Raw genomic sequence first — 22,499 nt, 5'->3', positions numbered from 1 at the left:
GAGGGAGCCGCTGCCCGCCGCCCCCGGACCGTGAGCGGGGGAGGGGGCCGGAGTCGCCGCCGCCCCCGGACCGCGCGGGAGACCGGAGTCACTGCCCGACGCGCCCCGGCTGCAGCACCGTGGTGAACAGGACCGTCCCGCCCTCCGCCCGCAGACGCACCGTCAGCTCTCCGCCGTCCCCGTCGATGTCGACCTCGCCGAAGTACTGCGGGCTCTCCATCGGCGACACGTTCGCCCGCTCCGGAGCCCGCACGAACACCCGCTCCGGGCCGAAGGTGCCGTCCAGCCGGCTCGCGGGGAACCCGCCCGCCGCCAGCGGCCCCGACACGAACTCCCAGAACGGCGCGAAGTCCTGGAACGCCGCCCGCTCCGGCGCGTAGTGCTGCGCGGAGGTGTGGTGCACGTCCGCCGTCAGCCACAGCGTGCCGGTGATCCGCCGGTGCTTGACGAACCGCAGCAGCTCCGCGATCTGCAGCTCCCGGCCCAGCGGCGCGCCCGGATCGCCCTGGGCCACCGCCTCGAAGTTCGCCGCGCCGTCCGGCACGACCAGCCCCAGCGGCATGTCCGCCGCGAGCACCTTCCACACCGCACGCGACCGGGACAGCTCCCGCTTCAGCCATGCCAGCTGCTCCGCGCCGAGGATGCCGGTGGTGTCGTCCGCCTGCCGGCCGGGGGAGTTGGCGTTCCGGTACGAGCGCATGTCGAGCACGAACACGTCGAGCAGCGGCCCGTACCGCACCACCCGGTACATCCGGCGCTCGGTGCCGCGCGCCCGCAGCGTCCCGGGGAAGTACTCCCCGAAGGCGCGCGCGGCGCGGGCGGCGAGCACGTCCACGTTCTTCTCCCCGTACCGCGCGTCGTCCAGGATCTGCCCCGGGTACCAGTTGTTGCGCACCTCGTGGTCGTCCCACTGCACCACCGACGGCACCTGGGCGTTGAAGGCCCGGACGTGACGGTCGAGGAGGTTGTAGCGGAAGTTGCCCCGGTACTCGTCGAGGGTCTCGGCGACCTTCGCCTTCTCCGCCGTCATGACGTTGCGCCAGATCCGCCCGTCGGGCAGCGTCACCCGCTCCTGGAGCGGCCCGTCCGCGTAGATCGTGTCCCCGCTGCACAGGAAGAAGTCGGGGTCGAGACGGCGCATCTCCTCGTACGCGCGGTAGCCGCCGATCTCCGGGTTGATGCCCCAGCCCTGCCCCGCGATGTCCCCGGACCACAGGAACCGGATCCCGTCCCGGCGCCGCTCCGGAGCCGTGCGGAAGGTTCCGGCCACCGGTTCGCCGGTGCGCCGAGGGTCGTCCGGGTCCGATAGGACGACCCGGTAGTGGATCTGTTCCCCGGCGGGCAGCCCGTGCAGGGCGGTCGTTCCGGTGAAGTCGGTGCCGGCGCCCAGCAGCGGCCCGTGGTGCCGCCGCACGCGGCGGAACGAGTCGGTCGCGGAGGTCTCCACGATCATCCGGGCGGGCCGGTCCGCGCGTACCCACACCAGGCCGGAGTGGGCGGTGACGTCTCCAGTCTGCACGCCCCAGGCGGCCCGGGGCCGTCCCGAAAGGGCGAACGCCGGGGCCGACGCGAGGCCCGTCCCGCCCAGGGCGAGAGCGGCGGAAGCGGCCAGCGAGCCGCGCAGCACCTGGCGCCGCGCGGGGGAGGGGACGGGAACGGGCTCGGACATGGGACCTCCAGGGGACGACGGCGGTGGCGCGGGTGATCGCGCCGCCCCCTGCCTAACGGCCGGGAGCGGCGCCCGAGCGAACCCCGCGTGAACAGATCACCCGCCCGGGCGGCGCACCGGAGGCCCCAGGCCCTCGCACGCCCCGCTGCGGGCTCGTCCACGCGCGCGTGTCGGCCCCCGTCCTCGGGCGCGTGCCCGGCCCCCGGATCCCACCCGCCCTTCACGCGCGCGTGCCGCCGGCCCCCACCGCCTCCGCCACCCGCCGGATCCCCTCCGCGAGGACCGGCGGCGTCAGGTGCGCGTAGCCGATCACCAGCCGTACGTCCCCGTCCGCGGGACGCCCCGTGCCGTAATCCTCCAGAGGGCGCAGCGCCACCCCCGCCTCCGCCGCCCGCTCCAGGAACCGCTGCGGCGGGCCGAAACGCGCCGGTACGCGCGCGATGACGTGCAGTCCGGCGGCGATCCCGGACACGGCGGTCCCCGGCAGGAACTCCGCGAGCGCGGCGAGCAGCGCGTCACGGCGTTCCCGGTAGGCGCGCTGGCAGCGGCGCAGGTGCCGGTCGTAGGCGCCGCTCCGCACGAACTCCGCCAGCACCGCCTGGTCGAGCACCGGATTGCCGAGGTCCATCGTCCGCTTGCGTTCCGCGACCTCGTCCACGAGGGCCTCCGGCACCAGCATCCAGCCGAGCCGCAGCCCCGGCGCGAGGGACTTGCTGACCGAGCCCGCGTACGCCACGCGCTCGGGATCGAGCCCCTGAAGGGCACCCACGGGCGCCCGGTCGTAGCGGAAGTCACCGTCGTAGTCGTCCTCCAGGACGTAGCCGCCGGCGGTCCGCGCCCAGTCGAGAAGCGCGGCCCGGCGGTCCGCGGACCAGGCGATGCCGGACGGGAACTGGTGCGAGGGCGTCACGACCACCGCGCCCACCCCGGAGGCGGCGAGCGGTCCGGGCCGCAGCCCCTCCCCGTCCAGCGGCAGCCACACCGTCCCGAGGCCGGTCGACGCGAACAGCCGCCCGTGCTCCGGGCTGCCCGGGTCCTCGATCCCCACCGTCCGCACCCCCCGCCCCCGCAGCGCGAACCCCATGAGCGTCGAGGCCTGCGCGACTCCCGAGCAGACCACCAGCCGCTCGGGATCGGCCACCACCCCGCGCCGCCGCGTCAGCAACGCCGCGAGCGCTTCCCGCAGTTCCGGCAGCCCACGCGGGTCGGGGTAACCGAACGTGCTGTGCGGGGTCCGCGCGAGAACGGTCCGCTGCGCCGCCGCCCACGCGGACCTCGGGAAGAGCGAGAGGTCCGGGGTCCCGGGCCGGAAGTCCACGCGTACGCCGGGGGCGCGCGGCGCGAGGTCACGGGCGCCCCTGACGGCCGCCCGGGCGGCTCCGCCCACCCACGTCCCCGACCCGCGGTCACTGCGCAGATAACCCTCGGCGGTGAGCTGCTCGTACGCCTCGGTGACCAGGCCCCGCGAGACGCCGAGGTCGGCCGCGAGGTCACGGCTCGACGGCAGCCGGGTCCCCGCGGGGAGCCGGCCCGAGCGCACCGCCTCGCGCAGCGCCTCCTGGAGCGCGCGCCCCCGCCGCCGCGCCGGAGCCCCGGCCGCGGGCAGCAACAACTCCCAGGCCGGCTGCCCAGCGGTCCCGGGCCCCGGCCCCGTCCCGGGCCCCGGCCCCGTCCCGGGCCCCGGCCCCGTCCCGGCCGCCGTCACTCCTCCGGCGGCCGCCCCTTCACCGGGGCCCGTACGTCCCCCCGGTGCCGCTTCCGCTTCGTCCCGCCCCGCCCGTCCACCCCATGTGGTCCCCGATGACGTCATGGAAGTGGACCTTAAACCGAACCGCCCGCGTTCCTACGGTCGGACCATGAACGCCAACTCCCTGCGCGGGGTGCTGCTCGTCACCCTCGCCTACGCCCTCGTCGGCGCCTCTTTCACCGCCAACAGCCTGCTCGGCGACTACCCGTACGCGGGCGGCCAGGCGCTGCGCTACGCGGCCGCCTGCCTCCTCCTGCTTCCCCTGCTCGGAGGCCGCCGCGGCCTCGCCCCACTCAGGCTCCTGACCACACGTCACTGGGTACGCCTCGCCGCGCTCGCGGCCGTGGGCATGGTCGGCTTCAACCTCGCGGTCCTGGCCGCCGAGCGGACCGCCGAACCGGCCGTCCCCGGGGTCCTCGTCGGCTGCGCCCCCGTCGTCGTCGCGGTCCTCGTGCCCCTCGCCGAAGGCCGCCGGCCCGCGCGCGCCGTCCTGTACGGGGCCCTGCTCGTCGCCGCCGGCGCCCTCGCCGTGCAGGGCTGGGGGCGTACGGACCTGGCGGGGCTCGGCTACTCGGTGGCGGCCCTCGCCGGCGAGGTCGGCTTCACCGTGCTCGCCGTACCCGTGCTCCGGGTCCTCGGCCCCAAGCTCCTGACGGCCGTGGTCTGCGGGATCGGGGCGGCCGAGTCGGCGCTCCTGGGCCTCGCGGTGGACGGGACGGACTTCCTGCGGACGCCGACGGCCGTGGAGGCGGGCGCGCTGGTCTGGCAGGCGGCGCTGGCCACGGTCGTCGGCTTCGTCCTCTTCTACATGGGCGTGCAGCGGATCGGGGTGGAGCGGGCCACGCTCTACACCGGGGCGATCCCGGTGGCCGCCGCGCTGAGCGCCGCCCTCGTCGGTACGGCCGCCTTCGGCCTGCCGCAGGCGGCCGGCGCCCTCCTCGTGGGGGCCGGTGCGGCCCTCGGCACGGGCCTGTTCACCCGCCGGACGGCCACCCCGGCCACGCCCGCCGCCCCGGCCGCTCCGTCAGCGGCTGTCGTCCAGGACGACGCGGGCGGCGCGGGCGACGAGAGCGGGGCCGCCGTTCCCTGGCAGGCGCCCGTGGCCGGGTAGTCGGCCGAGTCGGGTGCCGGAGAGCGTCCACGGGGGCGCGTACGTTCCGACGGCGCGGCAGCGGCCGGTCCCGGGCGCCCCGGGTGGACGGTGGCCGGGACCGCCGGGAAACCGTGGACGAGCGCGGTCCGGCCCGCGGCGAGCGTCCGGTGAACGCCGGTGGCCGGGTGTTCGAGCCCCGGCCGGAACTGGACAGCGGGACCCCCGTCGGCTGGGATGGCCGGGTGCCCACCGACATCCCCACCGACACCGAGACCGCCACCCGATCCGGGCAGGACGCGGCCGGCGACGGCGTCGACGCGCCGACCGCCCTCTTCGAGGAGCACCGCGCGATGCTCCTCGGCGTCGCCTACCGGATGCTCGGCCGTGTCGCCGACGCCGAGGACGTCGTGCAGGAGGCGTGGCTGCGCTGGACCGCCGGCGACCGCTCCGACGTCCGCGAGCCCCGCGCCTTCCTCGTACGCGTCACGACCCGGCTCGCCCTCGACCGCCTCCGCCAGGCGCGGGCCCGCCGCGAGTCCTACGTCGGCCCGTGGCTCCCCGAGCCGGTCCTCACCGACTTCGGCCCGGCCGTGCCCGACACCGCCGAGCGCGCCCTCCTCGTGGACTCCGTCTCGCTCGCCGTCCTCGTCGTCCTGGAGTCCCTCTCGCCGCTGGAGCGCGCCGTCTTCGTGCTGCGCGAGGCCTTCGGCTTCCCGTACGCGGAGATCGCCGCCGTCCTGGACCGCGGCGAGCCGGCCGTCCGGCAGCTCGCCGGCCGCGCCCGGCGCCATGTCGACGAGGGCAGACCGCGGTACGACGTCGACCCTGCCCAGCGCCGGGAACTCACCGAGCGGTTCCTCGCGGCCGCGGCCGGCGGCGACCTGGGCGAGCTGCTCGCGCTGCTGGCCCCGGACGTCCGGCTCGTCGGCGACAGCGGCGGCAAGGCCAAGGCGCCGCTGCGGATCATCGAGAGCGCCGACAAGGTCGGCCGTTTCCTCGCCGCCGTGGCCCCGCCGGTGCGGATCACGCACGTCCACCGCTTCGCCGAGATCAACGGCGCCCCGGCCGTCGTCACCCTGGTGGACGGACGGCCCGACTCCGTCCTGCAGCTGGAGGTGCTCGACGGGCGCGTCCACCGCGTCTACCTGCTCCGCAACCCCGACAAGCTGCGCGGCCTCACCGGCCTCTGACCCCCGCCGCGGCCGCCCTTCCGCCCGCCCCGTCTCCGCGCCGGAGGCGGGGCGGTCCGCCGCGCGCGCCCTGCCGGAGCGCGAACGTCCTGTGAACGATCCAGGTCAGAGGGTCACATTTGGACGCCTTCGGCCGAGGATTGGTCTTGACCAAGGGTGTGGCTCGTCTTATGGTCGCAGAGTTAGTGCAGGAACCTTTAATAAACAAGGGCGCGGAAAAGACGCCGCGGGACACGGCGATTGCGGAGGATCAGGGTGGGGACCACTCAGCTGGAACCGGTGCCGGAGCCCAAGTACCAGCACCTGAAGACGGTGATCGGCGAAGCGCTCGACTCCGAGTTCGCGGTCGGGGAGATCCTGCCCAACGAACGGGAGTTGGCGGCACGCTTCGGCGTCGCCCGGGCCACGCTCCGCCAGGCCCTCGAACAGCTCGAGCTGGAGGGCCGTCTCCAGCGCCGCCGGGGCGTCGGCACCACGGTCGCCCCGCCGCGCGTCGGCGTCGACGTCTCCACCACCCAGCACTCCTGGCCGGGCGCCGGCGACGACGGCTGGCAGTCCCTCGACTCCGCCGTCGACGTGCCGCCGCCCGCCGTCGCGCGGGCGCTGGAGACCGAGGCGGAGGAGCGGGTGCACATCGTCCGCCGCCTGCGCGTCTCCCACGGCCAGCCGGTCGCGGCCGAGCTGCTGTACGTCCCCGAGGGCTCCGTCCCCGGGCTCACCGCCATCGACGCCCCGGCCGGCCCGGCCCGGGCCCGTTCGGTCCTGCGGGAGCTCCACCACCTGGCCCTGGACGGGCAGGACCGCTCCGTGGAGCTCGGCTCGGCCCGCGCGGACGACGCGAAGGAGCTCGACCGGCTGCCGGGCGCGCCCGTGCTCGTCGTGACGACCCGCTACCTCTCCGAGGGGCGTACGGCCGCGATCTCCGTGGCCACCTACCGCGCCGACACCTGCCGCCTCACCTTCGGCGACTCCGTCGACCTGGTCATGGCCTCCTGAGACCGGGACACCCGCACCACCGGTCCTCCAGGCCCCGGTCCGGCCCGCCGGCGGCCGCCCTCCCGGGCGGTCAGCGGCGGGCCGTCACCGTTCCCTCGACGGCGAACAGCTGCTCCTCGACATGGTCCAGGGCCAGCCGCAGGGCGCCCGTGGCCACCGCCGCCTCCCCGAGGAGGGAGAGCGCGACCCGGGGCGGACGCAGACAGAACCGCTCCAGCTGCTCCCGCAGCGGCTGGAGCACCCCGTCCAGACCGGCGGCCCAGCCGCCCACCACCACCAGCTCGGGGTCGAGCGCCAGGACCAGCGCCGCCACGTCGTGCACGAGCCGCTGGATGAAGCGCTCCACCGCCGCCCGCGCCCGTACGTCACCCTGCCGGGCCAGCGCGAACACCTCGGCGACCGCCTGCTCGTCCAGCGGGTGCAGCGGCTCGTCCGTCGTCGACAGCAGGTGTTCCGGAGTGACCTCGCGCCCCAGCAGGTGCAGCGCGCCGATCTCGCCCGCCGCGCCGCCGTACCCCCGGTGCAGCCGGCCGCCGATCAGCGAGCCGGCCCCCGGGCTGAGCCCGGCCAGGACGAAGACGATGTCGTCGGAGTCGGTCGCCGCGCCCTTCCAGTGCTCGGCGACCGCCGCGGCGTTCGCGTCGTTCTCCACGATCACGGGGCAGCGGAAGGAACGCCGCAGCCGCTCGCCGAGCGCGAGACCCGTCCAGCCGGGCAGCGCCGTGCCCAGCCGTACCGTGCCGTCCGCCTCCACGATCCCCGGCGTGCCGACGCCCACGGCCCGCAGGTTCGACCGGGCCACGCCGGTCCGGCGCAGCACGTCGGCCACGACCGTCCGCACCCTCTCCAGCCGCTCGTCCTCGGGCGCCGACTCCGACACCTCGCGCGATCCGGCACCGATGATCCGGCCGTCCAGGCCCGAGAGGAGGGCGGCGACACGGTGGGGGCCGATCTCGACACCGAGGAGATGCCCCGCCTCCGCGCGGAAGCGGAACCTCCGGGCCGGGCGCCCCTGGCGCCGCGCCTCGCCCTCCTCGGGCGCCGCCTCGACGACGAGCCCACTCCCGATCAGGCCCTCGACGACCCCTTCGACCGTCGGCCGGGACAGGCCCGTGATCCGGGTCAGGTCCGTGAGGGTCGGAGCGTCGGCACCCCGCAGGGCATGGAGCACCACCGCGGAGTTGATCCGCCGCAGAAGAGACGGATCCCCGCCGGTCAGCCGCCCCACCGTGTGTCCTCCCAGCTCGTGCGCGTCTGAGCCGGATGGTACTCAATGGGTGGGGACGCGGCGAGCGGCGGCCCCGGGCGCCGCCGGCCGGGCAGCCGCCCCGGCTCCTGACGGGACGCCAACTGTCGGTGGGGGAGGGTTTACTGGCCCCATGACCACGGCACGGCACCTGGCGACCCTCGACCTGCTCCGCGCCCGCGCCTTCCCGGCCCGCCCGGAGCGATCCGGGGTCCTCGACAGCGGGCCCGGCTTCCACATAGGTGAGCTCGCCACGAGCGAGGAGTTCTGGGAGGACGACGGCACGGGCCGCGCGCTCGCCGAGGAGCAGTACGAAGCGGAACGGGACGGGCTCTCCGTCCTGCTCACCGCGCGCTGGGGCCCGCCGTCCGAGCTGAGCCTCCACTCCGTCCTGGAGCGGAGCATGGACGGCGAGGACATACCCGAGCCGTGGGCGACCCTGAGCTGCCACGTCCCGGACCTGCGGCTGTGGCGGGCGGACGGGCACTGGGTCGGCCTCGGCGTCTCGCAGTGGGACAAGGAGCTGCCGTTCCAGCTCCTCGCCCTCGTCACCACGGTCGACCCGCCCTGACCCCGGCCGGCGCACCCGCCCCCGTAGGGTGACGCTGCCGGCACGCCGTCAGAGCTCCGGTGCGCCCGCCGCCTCGCGCAGCCGGGCGAACTCCTCGGCCATCGTCGCCGCCGTCCAGTGGGCGTTCAGCCCGCTCGGGTTCGGCAGCACCCAGACGCGGGTCGCGCCGACCGTCCGCTCCTGCGGTCCGATGACCGCCTTCGGCTCGTCGAACGCCGTCCGGTACGCCGTCACCCCGACCACCGCCAGCAGGCGCGGTGCCAGCCGCTCCACCTTCTCCGCCAGGATCCGGCCGCCCTCGCGGTACTCCTCGCGGCTCAGCTCGTCGGCCCGGGCGGTCGGCCGCGCCACCACGTTGGTGATCCCCAGGCCGTACGACAGGAGCTCCTCCTGCTCGTCGGGCCGCAGCAGCCGCGGGGTGAACCCGGACAGGTGCAGCACCGGCCAGAAGCGGTTGCCCGGACGGGCGAAGTGATGGCCCGTCGCCGCCGACATCAGGCCCGGATTGATCCCGCAGAACAGCACGGAGAGGCCGCTCGCGACGACGTCCGGGACGACGCGGTCGCGAGCGGCCTCCAGCTCCTGCTGGGTGAACCGGGGGGCCCGGGTCAGAGGATCGCTCCGGGCGTGTAGGCGGCGGCCTCGGGGTGCTGCTTGAGGATCTCCTCGACGCGGGCGACGACGGAGGCGACCTGGTCGGCGGCGGCACCCGTGAAGGACAGCTTGTCCGCCATCAGCTCGTCGAGCTGCGCCCGGTCCAGCGGGATGCGCTCGTCGGCCGCCAGCTTGTCGAGCAGTTCGTTGCGCTCGGCGCCCCGCTCGCGCATCGCGAGGGCGGAGGCGACGGCGTGCTCCTTGATGGCCTCGTGGGCGACCTCGCGGCCGACACCGGCGCGGACCGCGCCCATGAGGACCTTGGTGGTGGCGAGGAAGGGCAGGTACCGGTCGAGCTCGCGGGCGATCACGGCGGGGAAGGCGCCGAACTCGTCGAGCACGGTGAGGAAGGTCTCCAGGAGGCCGTCCAGCGCGAAGAACGCGTCCGGCAGCGCCACGCGGCGGACCACCGAGCAGGACACGTCGCCCTCGTTCCACTGGTCGCCGGCCAGCTCGCCGGTCATCGACGCGTAGCCGCGCAGGATGACCATCAGGCCGTTCACGCGCTCGCAGGAGCGGGTGTTCATCTTGTGCGGCATCGCCGAGGAGCCGACCTGGCCGGGCTTGAAGCCCTCGGTGACCAGCTCGTGGCCCGCCATCAGGCGGATCGTCTTGGCGAGCGAGGAGGGAGCGGCGGCCAGCTGCACCAGGGCCGTGACCACGTCGTAGTCGAGCGAGCGCGGATAGACCTGGCCGACCGAGGTGAAGGCGTGGGCGAAGCCGAGGTGGCCGGCGATCCGGCTCTCCAGCTCGGCCAGCTTCGAGGCGTCGCCACCGAGCAGGTCCAGCATGTCCTGCGCGGTGCCGACCGGGCCCTTGATGCCGCGCAGCGGGTAGCGGCCGAGGAGCTCCTCGAGCCGGCCGTGGGCGACGAGGAGCTCGTCCGTGGCGGTCGCGAACCGCTTGCCCAGCGTGGTGGCCTGCGCGGCGACGTTGTGCGAGCGGCCGGCCATGACCAGCTCCGCGTACTCGGCGGAGAGCTTCGCCAGGCGGGCCAGGACGGCGACCGTACGGTCCCGCATCAGCTCCAGGGAGAGCCGGACCTGCAGCTGTTCGACGTTCTCGGTGAGGTCGCGCGAGGTCATGCCCTTGTGGACGTGCTCGTGTCCGGCGAGGGCGTTGAACTCCTCGATGCGCGCCTTCACGTCGTGCCGGGTGACCTTCTCGCGCTCCGCGATGGAGGCCAGGTCGACCTGGTCGAGCACGCGCTCGTAGTCGGCGAGGGCCGCGTCGGGAACCTCGATCCCGAGGTCCTTCTGCGCACGCAGCACGGCGAGCCACAGCCGGCGCTCCAGCTTCACCTTCTGCTCGGGGGACCAGAGGACGGCGAGCTCCGCGGAGGCGTAGCGGCCGGCCAGGACGTTGGGGATACGGGGCTTCACCGTGGCAGCAGTCACGTGTCCTGATTCTACTGGCGGTTCGTGCAGGCCAACGCCACGGTACGGGCTGGAGCTTGCTACGAGACGCAGCTCACGGGGAGGTCCGGCGCCCCGCCTCGGACGGCACGCTCCCGGGCTCGTACGGCAGCAGCTCGGGGCGCTTGGGGGCGCGTCCGTCACCCGACGATCGGCCGGTGAGCCGCCGGCCGATCCAGGGCCCCAGGTGTTCCCGGGCGAACCGGGCGTCCGCGATCCGCCGGGTCGCCCACCGCGGGCGGCCCACGGGTGGCAGCGGCTCGCGCCAGTCCTCCTCGGGGGGCATGCCGAGAGCCTGCCACACGGCCTCGGCCACCCGACGGTGGCCCTCCGCCGTCAGGTGCAGCCGGTCCACGTCCCACAGCCGGGGATCGCCGAGCACCGGCTCGCCGTAGAGGTCGACCACCAGGGCGCAGTGCCGGGCCGCGAGGGCGTCGAGGTGGGCGAACAGCTCCTCCATCCGGGGCCGGAAGCGCTCCATCACCGGGCCGTTGCGGCCCGGGCTGCGCATGAGGACCAGCCGGCCGCAGGTGGGCGCCAGGCGCTCCACCGCCTCGGTGAGCAGGTCCCGTACCCGCGCCATGTCGACCTTGGGCCGCAGGGTGTCGTTGAGCCCTCCGACGAGGGTCACCACGTCGGCCTCCATCGCGGCGGCCGCGTCCACCTGCTCCGCCACGATCTGGCCGATGAGCTTGCCGCGCACCGCGAGGTTGGCGTACCGGAAGTCGGGGTTCCGGGCGGCCAGGCGGCCCGCGAGGACGTCGGCCCAGCCCCGATAGGAGCCGTCGGGCAGCAGGTCCGACATGCCCTCGGTGAAGCTGTCGCCCAGGGCGACGAAACTGTTGTATGCGGCATTGATCTCCATGGCGGAGCGATCATACCGCGCGGTATGCGAGGGGGGTCGCCGTGAACCGCCCCGGCCCGACGGGGCGGAGTGCCCCGGGGCGTGCCGCCGGGACCCTCCGCCCGCGTCCGCCGGCTCGCGCACCGGGCGGCCCACCTCCCGGCGAGCCGCCGGCGCACCCGCCGGGCGTCCCTCAGGACGCCGCGGGCCGCCCCACGAGCTCACGCAGCACGTCCTCCATGGTCACGAGACCGGCCAGCTTGCCGTCCTCGTCCAGCACCGCCGCCAGATGGGTCCGGCTGCGCCGCATCGCCGTCAGGACGTCGTCCAGCGGTGTCGCCGCCCGCACCCGGGCGATCGGCCGCAGGGCCGACACGGGGAACGGCAGGTCGCGCGGGGTGATGTCCAGGGCGTCCTTGACGTGCAGGTAGCCGAGGATCCGGCGGCCGGAGTCGACGACCGGGAAGCGGGAGAAGCCCGACTGCGCGGACAGCGCCTCCAGCTGCTCCGGTGTCGTTCCGACCTGCGCGTACATGACCCGCGTCACCGGCATCACCACGTCCCGCACGGGGCGGCGGCCCAGTTCGAGGGCGTCGTGCAGCCGCTCGGCGGCCCGGTCGTCCAGCAGCCCCGCGTCACCGGCGTCGGTGACCATCCGGGCCAGCTCGTCGTCCGAGAAGGTGGCCGCCACCTCGTTCTTCGCCTCCACCCGCAGCAGCTTCAGAAGCGCGTTCGCGAAGGCGTTGATCGCGAAGATGACCGGCCGCAGTGCCCGCGCCAGGGTGACGAGCGGCGGGCCGAGCGCCAGCGCCGTCCGCGTCGGCTCGGCCAGGGCGATGTTCTTCGGCACCATCTCGCCCAGCAGCATGTGCAGGTACGTGGCCACCGAGAGGGCGATCACGAACGAGATCGGATGCACCAGACCGTGCGGCACCCCCGCCGCGTCGAAGAGCGGTTCGAGCAGATGGGCGATGGCCGGTTCGGCCACGATGCCCAGGACCAGGGTGCACAGGGTGATGCCGAGCTGGGCCGCGGCGAGCAGCGCCGAGACGTGCTCCAGACCCCACATGACGCTGCGGGCCCGCCGGTCGCCGGACTCGGCCAGCGGCTCGATCTGGCTGCGGCGCACCGAGATCAGGGCGAACTCGGCGCCGACGAAGAAGGCGTTGACGACCAGCGTCAGCAGGCCGATCAGCAACTGGATCGCGGTCATCGGCCCGCCTCCGCGGTCTCGTCCCCGTCGGTCCCGGCCGGCGCGTGCAGCAGGACGCGCGCGGCCCGGCGGCCCGAGGCGTCCACCACGTCGAGCTGCCAGCCGGCCAGCTCCACGCTGTCGCCGACGGCCGGGATCCGGCCGAGCTCCGTCGCGAGCACGCCCGCGAGCGTCTCGTACGGGCCGTCCGGCACCCGCAGTCCGATCGTGCGCAGCTGGTCCGTGCGGGCGGCTCCGTCGGCGGACCACAGCGCGCGGCCGTCGGCGTCCTCGCCCGCCCGCGCCAGGTCGGGCGTCTCGTGCGGGTCGTGCTCGTCGCGCACCTCGCCGACGACCTCCTCGACGATGTCCTCCAGGGTCACGACCCCGGCCGTACCGCCGTACTCGTCGATGACGACGGCCATGGTCTGCCTGCCCGACAGGCGGTCGAGGAGCCGGTCCACGGTCAGCGTCTCCGGCACGAGCAGCGGCTCGCGCAGGATCTCGCCGATCCGGCGGCGCGGACGCTCCGCGGCCGGTATGGCCAGGACGTCCTTGACGTGGGCGATGCCGACCACCGTGTCGAGGTTGCCCCGGTAGACGGGGAAGCGGGACAGCCCGGTCGCCCGGGTCGCGTTGGCGACGTCCTCGACGGTGGCCTGCACCTCCAGTGCGGTGACCTGCACGCGGGGCGTCATCACGTTCTCGGCGGTCAGCTCCGCGAGGTTGAGGGTGCGGACGAACAGCTCGGCCGTGTCCGGTTCCAGGGCGCCCTCCCGGGCGGAGTGCCGGGCGAGGGCGACCAGCTCCTGCGGGGAACGGGCCGAGGCCAGCTCCTCCGCCGGCTCCATGCCCAGACGCCGCAGGATCCGGTTGGCGGTGTTGTTCAGATGGCCGATCAGCGGCTTGAAGGCGGCCGTGAAGACCCGCTGCGGGGTGGCCACCACCTTGGCCACGGCCAGCGGCGAGGAGATCGCCCAGTTCTTCGGGACCAGCTCGCCCACCACCATCAGGACCACGGTGGACAGGGCCGTGCCGAGCACGAGCGCGACGGAGGAGGCCACCGAGGACGACAGGCCCACCGCCTCGGCGGGCCCCCGGATCAGCGCGGCGATCGACGGCTCGGCCAGCATGCCGACGATCAGGTTGGTCACGGTGATGCCGAGCTGGGCCCCGGAGAGCTGGAAGGTGAGCGACCGGACGGCCTCGAGGGCGCCGGCCGCGCCACGCTCGCCGCGTCCGGCGGCGGCCTCCAGCTCGCCGCGCTCGACCGTGGTCAGCGAGAACTCGGCGGCGACGAAGGCACCACAGGCGACGGAGAGCAGCAGCGCCACGAGCAGCAGCAGTACCTCGGTCACCGCTTCACCTCCGTCCCTCGACGAGACCCATGATCAGTCAGGGAGGGGCGGACCGCGCGATGTCGGCCGCGGGTGGGGCTACTGGGAGGCTCGCCCATGGGCGGACGCTCACACCTTTCGGTCGTACCGGAAATCGACCAGGACGGTCGGAGTGATCGGGTTGATCGGTCGATCGATTCTGCCCGTCCAGGGTAAAGGACGGGCAAAGCGCCAGGCCGGTCAGGGCGTGTCCGGCCTCGCCGCCGGGGCGGCCATCGGGGCCAGCGGCTTCACCCAGCGGGTCCACTCCTCGTCGGCGCCGTACTCCGCCGCCCGCCACGCCGCCCGGCCGAGCCGGTTCCTGTCGAGCACCATCGCGTCGACGCGCCGCCCGCCGAGGCGTACGAAACGCTCCTCGGCCGCCGCGATCAGGGCGCGGCCGATGCCCCGGCGGCGGTGGCCGGGGTGGACGGCGAGCCGGTAGAGGTGACACCGCCAGCCGTCGAAGCCGGCGATCACCGTCCCGACGAGTACACCGGCCCCTTCCCCCGCTCCCGCGGGCGCCCGGCGTGTCCGGCCCGCCCCTCCGCTCGGCGAGCAGCAGCGCCTCGGGGTCCCGCTCGACGAGCCGCGCCACCCCGGCGTGGTCGTCGCTGATGCTCGTCCCCTCCGCGGCCACCTTCCAGAAGGCGAGCACGGCGTCGATGTCGGCCGCCACCGCGGCCCGTATCCGAAGATCGTTCATGAGGAGATCCCACCACCGCCGGACCGCCGGCGTCGACCGCGTTCCACGGAGCAGGACGGGCCACCGGGGCGTGGCGGCGGAGGCGGGCGTCACCGCCCGCGCAGCAGCGCGATCACCGGGGCGAACGTCTCCATCGCGTCGTCGAGCACGGTGAAGTACGAGAAGCCGAACCGCTCCCGGAGCGCCAGGAACCGCTCCGCGATCCCGTCCACCGTCCCCACCGCGACGATCGGCAGGCCGAGGATCTGCTCCACCGTGAGGTAGGGGGCGCTCGGCAGGAAGTCCGCCGCCCAGGCGGCCGGGTCCTCCGTCACGGCCACGCGCTGGATCAGCAGGTTCAGCTCCGCCGGAGCGGTGCGCCCGGCCGCCTCCTCGAAGCCGCGGTACGCCGCGACCCGGGCGGCCAGCTCCTCCGCCGTCAGCACCGTCACCGACTCGCCGGTGAACCGGCCCCCCGAGAAGGCGGTCACGTCGGCGTGCCGCGCCGCGAGCCGCAGCACCCGGTCCCCGTTGCCGCCGATCAGCAGCGGAACGGCCGGCGACCCCTCGCCGCCCTTCAGCGCCCCGGACAGCTCCAGCTCCCCGGCGACCCGCGCCAGATGGTCCACCCGGCCGCCCGGCGGCAGGAAGGGGATGCCGGCCCGCTCGTGCTCCGCCCGTACGTAGCCGGTGCCCAGGCCCAGTTCGAGGCGGCCTCCGGTCAGGGCGGCCGTCGTCGTCACCTCGCGGGCGAGCAACGCGGGGTTCCAGAAACCCGCGTTGAGGACGAAGGTGCCCAACCGGGGGCGCGTGGTGGCCTCGGCCGCCGCCACCAGGGCGGGGAACGGCGCCGGCATCCCCAGGTGGTCGGGCACCAGGATGACGTCGTAGCCCAGCTCCTCCGCCCGGCGGCAGCGGCTGCGCCACTCGCCCCCGGACTCCGGTTCCTTGAGCATGTTGACGGCGAATCGGAACGGCGACTCCACGGCGGCTTCCCCTCGTTGTCGGTCTCCGCCCCCGAACCTACCTTCCGGACCGGATCAAGATCATCCCGTCACGAAGCAGAACTCGTTGCCCTCGGGGTCGGACATCACCTGGAACGAGCCCTGTTCGTCCGTGACCAGGCCACCGGACCGCCGCGCGCCGAGTGCCAGCACCTCCTCGGCCGCCGCCACCGGATCGGCCACCTCCACGTCCAGGTGGACGCGGTTCTTGACCGTCTTGCCCTCCGGCACCCTCTGGAACGCCAGGCGCGTGAACCCGGGCGGATCCACGTACGACCAGTCGGCGCTCCGGTCGACCGGCTCCCCGCCCAGCAGCCCCGCCCAGAAGCGGACGAGGCGGGCCGGGTCACCGCAGTCGACGACGATCTCCTGTACGTGTGCGCGCATGCCGTCAGCGTACGGAGCCCAGGGCCGCCGGTGCCTGAGCCGCGGCGAACGCGGCCGCGTCCCACGTCCCGCCGAGCGCCGGGGCCAGCCAGCCGCCCGCCGCCGCGCGGAAGGCGGCCGGGTCGAGTGCCCCCGCGCCCTCCGGCACGGCCCCGAGCAGCGGGGCGGCGGCCGACTCCGGAAGATCCACCAGATTGCAGCGCGCAGCCAGGTCGGGCTCGGCCGGCCAGCTGCCGACCACCACGCCGAGCTGGTCGATCCCGCGCGCCCGCAGCGCCTCGGCCGTCAGGGCCGTGGAGTTGAGCGTCCCGAGACCGGCCGGCGTCACCACGAGGACCGGCGCGCCGAGCAGACCGGCCGCGTCGGCGAGCGTGCCGCCCTCCTCGTCGAAGCGGACCAGAAGCCCGCCCGCGCCTTCCACGAGCACCAGATCGTGCTCGGCCGCCAGGGCGCGCGCCGCCTCGGCGACCTGGCGCGGCCCGACCGGGGCGAGCCCGGCCCGCAGCGCCGCCGTGCCCGGCGCCAGCGGCTCCGGGAACCGGCCCAGCTCGGCCGAGGCCGCCGCCCCCGAGAGCCGTACGACCTCGTCGGCGTCGCCCCGCTCGTCCGGTCCGACCCCGGTCTGCGCGGGCTTCAGGACCGCGACCGAGCGCCCGGCGGCGGTGGCGACGGCGGCGACGGCCGCCGTGACGACCGTCTTGCCGATCTCGGTGCCGGTGCCGCTGACGACGATGATGCTCATGCTGTTCCTTCCTGGCTGGGAGAGACCCGGCGGGGCCGGGCCGTGAGGGGGCCCGCACGGGGGCCGGCGTACGGCTCCGGGCGGACCGGGGAGCCGCGTGGGCGCCGGGCCGTACGGGCGGGGAAGCGCGCGCCGCGAACGGGTGGGCCGGGGCCGGCGGACGGCCCGCCGGGCATCCGGCCCCCGCCGGCACCGGCGGGGGTCCCGGAGCGGCGCCGCTCCCGGAGCGGGAACGGCGCCGGCGCGCGAGGAGCCGTCAGCCGGCGGCCGCGGCCGCCCGTACCGCCGCGCAGATCCGGGCCAGGTCCCCGTCGTCCGTCACGTACGGCGGCATGGTGTAGATCAGGTCGCGGAACGGGCGCAGCCACACGCCCTCCCGGACCGCCGCGCGGGTCGCCGCGGCCATGTCGGCCTCGTGGTCGAGCTGGACGACGCCGATCGCGCCGAGCACCCGCACCTCGCGCACGCCCGGCAGCTCCGCGGCGGCGGCCAGCCCCTCACGGAGCCCGGCCTCGATCCGCTTCACCTCGACCGCCCAGTCCTGCGAGAGCAGCAGGTCGATGGAGGCACAGGCCACCGCGGACGCGAGCGGGTTGCCCATGAACGTCGGCCCGTGCGCCAGCACCGGCACCTCGCCCCGCGAGATCCCGTCGGCCACCCGGCTCGTGCAGAGCGTCGCCGCCATCGACAGATAGCCGCCGGTCAGCGCCTTGCCGAGGCACATGACATCGGGGGACACGCCCGCCTGGTCGGCCGCGAACAGCGTGCCCGTCCGCCCGAAGCCCGTCGCGATCTCGTCGAACACCAGCAGCACGTCGTGCTCGTCGCAGGCCTCGCGCAGCACCCGCAGATAGGCCGGGTCGTGGAAACGCATCCCGCCCGCGCCCTGCACGACCGGCTCCACCACCACGGCGGCCAGCTCGTGCGCGTGCCGCGCGATCCCGGACCGCAGCAGTTCCGCGTACGACTCCTCGTACGCGGCGGGCGGCGCGTCCACGAAGACCTGCCGCTGGAGGACACCGGTCCACAGCTCGTGCATGCCGCCCTGCGGATCGCACACCGACATCGGCTGCCAGGTGTCCCCGTGGTACCCGCCGCGCCAGGTGAACAGCCGCTGCTTGCCGGGACGTCCGAGCGAGCGCCAGTACTGCAGGCACATCTTGGCCGCGACCTCGACGGCGACCGATCCCGAGTCGCTGAGGAAGACGTGCCGCAGCGGCTCCGGGGTGATCTCCACGAGCCGCGCGGCCAGCCGGACGGCCGGTTCATGGGTGAGCCCGCCGAACATGACGTGGCTCATCCGGTCCAGCTGCCCGCGCACCGCCTCGTTCAGCACGGGGTGGTTGTAGCCGTGCACGGCCGACCACCACGAGGACATGCCGTCGATCAACTCCGTGTGCCCCTCGGCCGGTTCGGCGAGGGTGAGGCGCACCCCGGACGCCGACGCGACGACCAGCGGGTCGGTGCGGCCCGGCATGGGGCCGTACGGATGCCAGACGTGCGCCCGGTCCAGGGCGATCAGCTCGTCGGTGCGCATCGCGGCCCTACGCGTTCGGGGCGAGGTCCGTGCCTGCGCCCCGGCGGCGCACCGCGACGAGGTCCGTGCGGGCCTCCGTGGCCGCCGGCGCCTCCGGCACCGTGTGCCCGCCGCACGGGCCGCAGCCGCCGCCCTCCCCGGCGTGCGAACCGCAGCCGGCCGCGGCGTGCGACCCGCAGCCGCCCGGCGCGGCGGCGGCCGCCTCGACGGCGTCCGCCCGGTGCCGCGGCAGGGTCGGCGTGTCCGTGCCCTCCACGACGAAGCCCGCGTCGGCGATCATCTCCAGGTCGGCCTTGCCGGCCTGGCCCTCGCTCGTCAGGTAGTCACCGAGGAAGATCGAGTTCGCGATGTTCAGGGCCAGCGGCTGCATCGAGCGCAGGTGCACCTCGCGGCCGCCCGCGATGCGGACCTCGACGTCCGGGCAGACGAACCGCACCATCGCGAGGATCCGCAGGCAGCGCTGCGGGGTGAGGTTCCACTCCTTGGCCAGCGGCGTGCCCTCGAAGGGGATGAGGAAGTTGACCGGGACCGAGTCCGAGCCCAGCTCGCGCAGCGCGTAGACCACGTCGACCAGGTCCTCGTCGGTCTCGCCCATGCCCGCGATCAGACCCGAGCAGGCCGAGAGGCCGGCGGCGTGCGCCTTCTGCACCGTGTCCACCCGGTCCGCGTAGGTGTGGGTGGTGGTGATCTCCCCGTAGGTGCCCTCGGAGGTGTTCAGGTTGTGGTTGTACGCGTCGGCGCCGGCCTCCCGCAGCCGCTCCGCCTGGCCGTCGGAGAGCAGACCGAGACAGGCGCAGACCTCGACGCCCTCGTTCTGCTCCTTGATCGCCTCGATGGTCCTGCCGACCCGCTCGACGTCACGGTCCGTCGGGCCGCGCCCGCTCGCCACCAGGCAGACCCGCTTGGCTCCGCCCGCCACACCGGCCGCGGCCGCCTGGGACGCCTCGTCCGGCTTCAGCCAGGTGTACTTCAGGATCTCGGCCTTGGAGCCCAACCGCTGCGAACAGTACGAGCAGTCCTCGGGGCAGAGGCCCGACTTCAGGTTGACCAGGTAGTTGAGCTTCACCCGCCGCCCGAACCACTGGCGGCGCACCTTGCCGGCCGCGGCCACCACATCGAGCAGTTCGTCGTCGGAGGTCGCCAGGACGGCGAGCGCTTCTTCACGGGTCGGCGGCTCGCGCCGCAGCCCCTTCTCCACCAGCGTGTTCAGCAGGTCCATAACCGCTGATCCTCGCCTACGGCGCACCCCGCGGCCAAGGAGGATCCGAACAAACGACGCCGTTCGAGGTGTGTGTATGACCACATCCCGGCCCCGCCGTCCTGCGGCTATGGTCTGTCCGCTGCCTACAAAAGGAACGTCGCATGCCACAGGCCGACGAGACGCGGGCCGCGGGCCCGCGCCGTACCGCGTTCGACTGGACCGAGGCCGAGGCGCGACGCCGCGCGCAGGCGGGACTCGTCCGTACGCTGCGGCCCCGCGAGGCGGTGACGGACCTGCTGGACCTGGCGGGCAACGACTACCTCGGGCTGACCCGCCACCCGGAGGTCACCGCGGCGGCGGCCGACGCGGCCCGCCGCTGGGGCGCGGGCTCCACCGGCTCCCGGCTCGTCACCGGCACCACCGCCCTGCACACCCGCCTGGAGCGCGAACTCGCCGCCTTCTGCGGCTTCGAGGCGGCCCTCGTCTTCTCGTCCGGCTACACCGCCAACCTGGCCGCGCTCACCGCGCTCGGCGGCCGGGACTCCCTCGTGGTCTCCGACGCCGCCAATCACGCCTCGATCGTGGACGGCTGCCGGCTCGCCCGCGCGGAGACGGCCGTGGTCCCGCACGCCGATCCCGAGGCCGTACGGAAGACCCTGGAGGCGCATCCCGGGCGGCGGGCCCTCGTCGTCAGCGACTCCGTCTTCTCCGTCGACGGCGACAAGGCCCCGCTCACCGCGCTCGCCGAGGCCTGCCGGGCCCACGGCGCCGGACTCGTCGTGGACGACGCCCACGGCTTCGGCGTCCTCGGCGACGGCGGCCGGGGCGCGCTCCACGAGGCCGGTCTCGCCGGGGACGCGGACGTGGTGGCCACCCTGACCCTTTCCAAGTCCCTCGGCAGCCAGGGCGGTGCCGTCCTCGGCCCGGCGCGGGTGATCGAGCACCTCGTGAACGCGGCCCGCACCTTCATCTTCGACACCGGGCTCGCCCCGGCCGCCACGGGCGGCGCCCTCGCGGCGCTCCGCCTGATCGAGGCCGCGCCCCGGCTCGCGGAACAGGTCCGTACCGTCGCCACCACCCTGCACCGCCGGCTCACCGAGGCCGGGCTGACCGCGGCCCGGCCGGACGCGGCGGTCGTCTCCGTTCGCGCGCCCTCCCCGGAGGCGGCGCTGCGCTGGGCCGCCGACTGCCGAGAACTCGGTCTGGTGGTGGGCTGCTTCCGGCCCCCGTCCGTCCCGGACGGTATCTCGCGGCTGCGGCTCACCGCTCGCGCCGACCTTTCCGCCGCCGACGTCGAGCGCGCGGTCGGCACCGTCCTGCGGACGGCCCCGGAAGGCGCCTGAGCCGCTCCGGCCCCACGAGGGGGCGTCCGAGCCCGGCGGCGACGACACCGGTGAGCCCGCCGACCGCGCCGGCAAAGGCCCCGCGGGCCCGGGGTTACGGCAGGTCAGGGCAGTTCACCGCTTCGAGCGACAGATGGGGCCCTCTCCCGGGAGAACGCCGCCCGGGGCGGCACGATCGGTGGCACTCTGACGCGGAAGCGCGATCCGGGGCGGCCGGCCGCCCCGGCGGGAAAGGGACAGCGTCGTCATGGCCGATCACCTGGAAGCATCCGTCACGCTGCCGAGCGAGCCCGCCTCGGTCCCCAGGGCCCGGCGCCATGCCGTGGAGGTCCTGGCCGCGTGGGGCCTGGACGGGGCGACGGAGGCGGTGGACGCGATCCGGCTGATCGTCTCCGAGCTGGCGACCAACGCCGTGCAGCACACCTTCGGGCAGTCGCCGACCTTCACGGTGGGCCTCCGCCTCGAGCGCGAGGAGCGGCTCGTCGTCGGGGTCACCGACAGCCACCCGCGCCGGCCGCGCCGCCTGCCGGCCGCCGTCCAGCAGGACAACGGCCGGGGCATGGGCATCATCCGCGTCCTGGCGGCGGAGGCCGGCGGCCGCCTCTCGGTGACCCCGACCGCCGACGGCGGCAAGACGGTCGCGATCACGATGCCGTGGACGGCGGCGCCGGTCCCGGTCTGACGGGACGGCGGGCGGGACCCCGGGGCCCTGCGCGCCGCCCGCGGGGGGCGAGGGGCAGGGGAGCCGTCCGGGGCCCCTCGGACCGGCCCGGGGGCCGGTGTGTTCTTCTCCGGCCTTCCGGCCCTTCCGTCAGGGGCCGCTTGACGCGCGGCCCCGGCCCGGACCCCGGTTCCCGCGCCGCCAGGGCGGGGACGGGCCGCCCGGGCGGGACGGCGGCCGGAGGCGGAGCCGGGTCAGCGGACCCGGCCGTAGAGGACCTTCGAGGTCCAGATCTTGTCGAGCTTCACCCAGGACCCCGTCTTGGGGGAGTGCCAGATCTTGCCGCTCCCGGCGTAGATCCCCACGTGGTAGACCCTTCCACCCGAGTGGAAGAAGACCAGGTCCCCCTTCTGCCGGCTGGAGGCGGAGATGTGCCGGGTCTTGTTGTACTGCTGCTGCGCGGTGCGGGGCAGCGTCTTGCCCGCCTGCTTGTAGGCGTAGAGCGTCAGTCCTGAGCAGTCGAACCGGCTGGGTCCGACGGCCCCGTACTTGTAGGGCGCCCCCTTCTTGGCCGCCGCGACGGTCAGTGCCTTGCTCGCGTGGGCCGTGGCCGCCTGGGCCTCCGGCGCCGCACCCGGCGCGACGAGCGTGCCGCCGACGGCGGCGAGGGTGAGAGCCGAGACGGCTCCGGCCCGGGACAGCAGGGACGGGACATGCATCTGCGCAGTCATGCGCAACCCTTCGTCAGCCGCCTGTGAAGGATGACCTGTCGGGTTCGGGCAGGCGAAGATGCCCGGCCGCGGCTGCGGCTTCACCCCGAGGGCCGGTCGCGTCGCGGTATGCGGCGCGCACGTCCCGTACTGCTCGGGTCCTCCACTCCTGCCGATCCACTCCTGTCGACCAGGCGTCCGGGACAGCGGCAGGACTCGGCGTCCGCCCGGACCGC

General features: G+C 75.0%; 20 protein-coding genes, 1 pseudogene and 1 riboswitch. Of the genes and pseudogenes, 6 read left to right on the top strand and 15 right to left on the bottom strand.

From position 1 onward, the window contains the following. Positions 1 to 88 precede the first annotated feature (88 nt). Positions 89 to 1,669 carry an alkaline phosphatase D family protein gene (locus ABTY40_RS06550; RefSeq protein ID WP_352058475.1) on the bottom strand — a complete coding sequence of 527 codons (1,581 nt, stop codon included), beginning with the start codon at positions 1,667 to 1,669 and terminating at the stop codon, positions 89 to 91. A gap of 220 nt (positions 1,670 to 1,889) precedes the next feature. Further along, the gene (pdxR, locus tag ABTY40_RS06545; RefSeq protein ID WP_352058474.1) at positions 1,890 to 3,374 is read right to left on the bottom strand and encodes a MocR-like pyridoxine biosynthesis transcription factor PdxR; all 1,485 of its coding nucleotides are present in this window, start codon (positions 3,372 to 3,374) and stop codon (positions 1,890 to 1,892) included. A gap of 151 nt (positions 3,375 to 3,525) precedes the next feature. Between pdxR and ABTY40_RS06540 the strand changes: the two genes are divergently transcribed. The 3 genes from ABTY40_RS06540 to ABTY40_RS06530 all read left to right on the top strand — a co-directional run bounded on the left by ABTY40_RS06540 (position 3,526) and on the right by ABTY40_RS06530 (position 6,695). Then, positions 3,526 to 4,527, top strand: coding sequence for an EamA family transporter (locus tag ABTY40_RS06540; RefSeq protein WP_352058473.1), 1,002 nt, complete (start codon positions 3,526 to 3,528; stop codon positions 4,525 to 4,527). A 332-nt stretch (positions 4,528 to 4,859) separates the two neighbouring features. Next, positions 4,860 to 5,699, top strand: a complete 840-nt coding sequence (sigJ, locus tag ABTY40_RS06535) for an RNA polymerase sigma factor SigJ (RefSeq protein ID WP_502990505.1) — start codon at positions 4,860 to 4,862, stop codon at positions 5,697 to 5,699. A gap of 255 nt (positions 5,700 to 5,954) precedes the next feature. Continuing rightward, positions 5,955 to 6,695 carry a GntR family transcriptional regulator gene (locus ABTY40_RS06530; protein ID WP_352058471.1) on the top strand — a complete coding sequence of 247 codons (741 nt, stop codon included), beginning with the start codon at positions 5,955 to 5,957 and terminating at the stop codon, positions 6,693 to 6,695. A gap of 70 nt (positions 6,696 to 6,765) precedes the next feature. Here ABTY40_RS06530 and ABTY40_RS06525 read toward each other — a convergent pair whose 3' ends face one another. Then, complete coding sequence (locus tag ABTY40_RS06525; RefSeq protein WP_352058470.1) at positions 6,766 to 7,923, bottom strand: ROK family transcriptional regulator; 1,158 nt, start codon at positions 7,921 to 7,923, stop codon at positions 6,766 to 6,768. Positions 7,924 to 8,074: 151 nt separating this feature from the next. Between ABTY40_RS06525 and ABTY40_RS06520 the strand changes: the two genes are divergently transcribed. Next, positions 8,075 to 8,512 carry a hypothetical protein gene (locus tag ABTY40_RS06520; RefSeq protein ID WP_352058469.1) on the top strand — a complete coding sequence of 146 codons (438 nt, stop codon included), beginning with the start codon at positions 8,075 to 8,077 and terminating at the stop codon, positions 8,510 to 8,512. Positions 8,513 to 8,560: 48 nt separating this feature from the next. Here ABTY40_RS06520 and mug read toward each other — a convergent pair whose 3' ends face one another. The 11 genes and pseudogenes from mug to bioB form a co-directional block, all read right to left on the bottom strand. Further along, positions 8,561 to 9,091 carry a G/U mismatch-specific DNA glycosylase gene (mug, locus tag ABTY40_RS06515; RefSeq protein ID WP_352058557.1) on the bottom strand — a complete coding sequence of 177 codons (531 nt, stop codon included), beginning with the start codon at positions 9,089 to 9,091 and terminating at the stop codon, positions 8,561 to 8,563. A gap of 29 nt (positions 9,092 to 9,120) precedes the next feature. Then, positions 9,121 to 10,563 carry an adenylosuccinate lyase gene (gene purB / locus ABTY40_RS06510; RefSeq protein WP_352058468.1) on the bottom strand — a complete coding sequence of 481 codons (1,443 nt, stop codon included), beginning with the start codon at positions 10,561 to 10,563 and terminating at the stop codon, positions 9,121 to 9,123. A gap of 73 nt (positions 10,564 to 10,636) precedes the next feature. Next, positions 10,637 to 11,446: an SGNH/GDSL hydrolase family protein gene (locus ABTY40_RS06505; RefSeq protein WP_352058467.1), complete on the bottom strand. Its 810-nt coding sequence runs from the start codon at positions 11,444 to 11,446 to the stop codon at positions 10,637 to 10,639. A gap of 172 nt (positions 11,447 to 11,618) precedes the next feature. After that, the gene (locus ABTY40_RS06500) at positions 11,619 to 12,638 is read right to left on the bottom strand and encodes a hemolysin family protein (RefSeq protein WP_352058466.1); all 1,020 of its coding nucleotides are present in this window, start codon (positions 12,636 to 12,638) and stop codon (positions 11,619 to 11,621) included. Further along, positions 12,635 to 13,975 (bottom strand): hemolysin family protein, encoded by a 1,341-nt coding sequence (locus ABTY40_RS06495; protein ID WP_352058465.1) that lies wholly within the window; start codon positions 13,973 to 13,975, stop codon positions 12,635 to 12,637. Before ABTY40_RS06495 ends, ABTY40_RS06500 begins: the two co-directional genes overlap by 4 nt. Positions 13,976 to 14,194: 219 nt before the next feature. Then, a pseudogene (locus ABTY40_RS06490) lies at positions 14,195 to 14,699 on the bottom strand (GNAT family N-acetyltransferase). Between the two features lie 89 nt (positions 14,700 to 14,788). Beyond that, positions 14,789 to 15,664: a TIGR03621 family F420-dependent LLM class oxidoreductase gene (locus ABTY40_RS06485; protein WP_352058464.1), complete on the bottom strand. Its 876-nt coding sequence runs from the start codon at positions 15,662 to 15,664 to the stop codon at positions 14,789 to 14,791. Between the two features lie 60 nt (positions 15,665 to 15,724). After that, entirely contained in the window at positions 15,725 to 16,069 is a 345-nt protein-coding gene (locus tag ABTY40_RS06480; RefSeq protein ID WP_352058463.1) for a VOC family protein, read from the bottom strand. 4 nt (positions 16,070 to 16,073) lie between these two features. Continuing rightward, the gene (bioD, locus tag ABTY40_RS06475) at positions 16,074 to 16,811 is read right to left on the bottom strand and encodes a dethiobiotin synthase (RefSeq protein WP_352058462.1); all 738 of its coding nucleotides are present in this window, start codon (positions 16,809 to 16,811) and stop codon (positions 16,074 to 16,076) included. A 256-nt stretch (positions 16,812 to 17,067) separates the two neighbouring features. After that, positions 17,068 to 18,348, bottom strand: coding sequence for an adenosylmethionine--8-amino-7-oxononanoate transaminase (locus ABTY40_RS06470; RefSeq protein WP_352058461.1), 1,281 nt, complete (start codon positions 18,346 to 18,348; stop codon positions 17,068 to 17,070). Between the two features lie 7 nt (positions 18,349 to 18,355). Beyond that, positions 18,356 to 19,567: a biotin synthase BioB gene (gene bioB, locus ABTY40_RS06465; protein ID WP_352058460.1), complete on the bottom strand. Its 1,212-nt coding sequence runs from the start codon at positions 19,565 to 19,567 to the stop codon at positions 18,356 to 18,358. Positions 19,568 to 19,710: 143 nt separating this feature from the next. Between bioB and ABTY40_RS06460 the strand changes: the two genes are divergently transcribed. Together ABTY40_RS06460 and ABTY40_RS06455 are read left to right on the top strand one after the other, a co-directional pair. Then, positions 19,711 to 20,892 (top strand): 8-amino-7-oxononanoate synthase, encoded by a 1,182-nt coding sequence (locus tag ABTY40_RS06460; RefSeq protein WP_352058459.1) that lies wholly within the window; start codon positions 19,711 to 19,713, stop codon positions 20,890 to 20,892. Positions 20,893 to 21,139: 247 nt separating this feature from the next. Next, positions 21,140 to 21,574, top strand: a complete 435-nt coding sequence (locus tag ABTY40_RS06455; protein ID WP_352058458.1) for an ATP-binding protein — start codon at positions 21,140 to 21,142, stop codon at positions 21,572 to 21,574. Between the two features lie 233 nt (positions 21,575 to 21,807). On the opposite strand, the gene ABTY40_RS06450 is transcribed toward ABTY40_RS06455, so the two are convergent. After that, positions 21,808 to 22,284 carry a C40 family peptidase gene (locus tag ABTY40_RS06450; protein ID WP_345284725.1) on the bottom strand — a complete coding sequence of 159 codons (477 nt, stop codon included), beginning with the start codon at positions 22,282 to 22,284 and terminating at the stop codon, positions 21,808 to 21,810. A gap of 3 nt (positions 22,285 to 22,287) precedes the next feature. Continuing rightward, a riboswitch (cyclic di-AMP (ydaO/yuaA leader) is annotated at positions 22,288 to 22,470 on the bottom strand. Between the last annotated feature and the right edge of the window lie 29 nt (positions 22,471 to 22,499).

The sequence above is a fragment of the Streptomyces sp. NPDC126503 genome, assembly GCF_040302405.1.
Classification (GTDB): Bacteria; Actinomycetota; Actinomycetes; order Streptomycetales; family Streptomycetaceae; genus Streptomyces; species Streptomyces gulbargensis.
Note: the sequence above shows the minus strand (reverse complement) of the source record. Positions and strands in the feature narration are given on the sequence as shown.

Excerpts from the sequence above, each read along its gene's own strand:
- ABTY40_RS06550 (WP_352058475.1), bottom strand. The coding sequence starts at position 1,669 with ATGTCCGAGCCCGTTCCCGTCCCCTCCCCCGCGCGGCGCCAGGTGCTG.
- ABTY40_RS06540 (WP_352058473.1), top strand. The coding sequence starts at position 3,526 with ATGAACGCCAACTCCCTGCGCGGGGTGCTGCTCGTCACCCTCGCCTAC.
- sigJ (WP_502990505.1), top strand. The coding sequence starts at position 4,860 with ATGCTCCTCGGCGTCGCCTACCGGATGCTCGGCCGTGTCGCCGACGCC.
- ABTY40_RS06520 (WP_352058469.1), top strand. The coding sequence starts at position 8,075 with ATGACCACGGCACGGCACCTGGCGACCCTCGACCTGCTCCGCGCCCGC.
- ABTY40_RS06505 (WP_352058467.1), bottom strand. The coding sequence starts at position 11,446 with ATGGAGATCAATGCCGCATACAACAGTTTCGTCGCCCTGGGCGACAGC.
- ABTY40_RS06500 (WP_352058466.1), bottom strand. The coding sequence starts at position 12,638 with ATGACCGCGATCCAGTTGCTGATCGGCCTGCTGACGCTGGTCGTCAAC.
- ABTY40_RS06480 (WP_352058463.1), bottom strand. The coding sequence starts at position 16,069 with ATGCGCGCACACGTACAGGAGATCGTCGTCGACTGCGGTGACCCGGCC.
- bioD (WP_352058462.1), bottom strand. The coding sequence starts at position 16,811 with ATGAGCATCATCGTCGTCAGCGGCACCGGCACCGAGATCGGCAAGACG.
- ABTY40_RS06470 (WP_352058461.1), bottom strand. The coding sequence starts at position 18,348 with ATGCGCACCGACGAGCTGATCGCCCTGGACCGGGCGCACGTCTGGCAT.
- bioB (WP_352058460.1), bottom strand. The coding sequence starts at position 19,567 with ATGGACCTGCTGAACACGCTGGTGGAGAAGGGGCTGCGGCGCGAGCCG.
- ABTY40_RS06460 (WP_352058459.1), top strand. The coding sequence starts at position 19,711 with ATGCCACAGGCCGACGAGACGCGGGCCGCGGGCCCGCGCCGTACCGCG.
- ABTY40_RS06455 (WP_352058458.1), top strand. The coding sequence starts at position 21,140 with ATGGCCGATCACCTGGAAGCATCCGTCACGCTGCCGAGCGAGCCCGCC.
- ABTY40_RS06450 (WP_345284725.1), bottom strand. The coding sequence starts at position 22,284 with ATGACTGCGCAGATGCATGTCCCGTCCCTGCTGTCCCGGGCCGGAGCC.